The organism is Sebaldella sp. S0638, assembly GCF_024158605.1.
Lineage (GTDB): Bacteria > Fusobacteriota > Fusobacteriia > Fusobacteriales > Leptotrichiaceae > Sebaldella.
This window is the reverse complement of sequence record NZ_JAMZGM010000123.1, coordinates 1-599: the sequence shown is the minus strand read 5'-3', so window position 1 is coordinate 599 and position 599 is coordinate 1. Positions and strand designations below refer to the sequence as shown.

1 protein-coding gene is annotated in these 599 nt (G+C 31.9%); it reads right to left on the bottom strand.

Features of this window, described 5'->3' with window-relative positions; all coding sequences use genetic code 11:
• Positions 1–599 (bottom strand): recombinase RecT (locus NK213_RS17905; RefSeq protein WP_253351745.1); only part of this gene is annotated, 599 nt, incomplete at both ends.

Here is a 599-nt window from a genome sequence, read left to right as displayed (position 1 = left end):
GCTTTTTGTGCAAGTTGCATTTCAATACTTAAAATACCGAATTTTCCAATTAACTGTTTTAAAACAGTTTTCTGTGCCATAGTATCAAAATCACTTTTCCATGGGCTGTGTGATGAATTATATGCTTTTGAGTAAGCCTTTCCATGTTTTTCAACTTCCTCTTTACTCATAACATAATACTTTTCAAATCCGTTAAGTGTTTTAAAAAAAGCCACATAATGAGTAACTTCATCAGAGTTTTTAGTAGATAAGTCATATTCCAGATAATCAATGATAGGATCATAATGCATGAATTGCCCATCATATAACTTAGCTACATTGATATGTTTATACTGCCCACTTCTAATAGCAAGCTGTACAAGTCCCTTATATCCGATTTGAAATTGAGCTTCTTTTCCGTATGGAATAATATATGCAAATCCCAGATTGGGGTCTATAGGTAAATCAAGTGATGCAGCCACAAGTGCAGCTTTGAGAATACTGTTTGGATCAACATTACCGAATAATTTATTGGAATTAACTGTATTTAGTATACTTACGATAAATCCGTTAGCTTTTTTACCAAGAATTTCCTCAAATCTCTTTTTTATAACATTTTG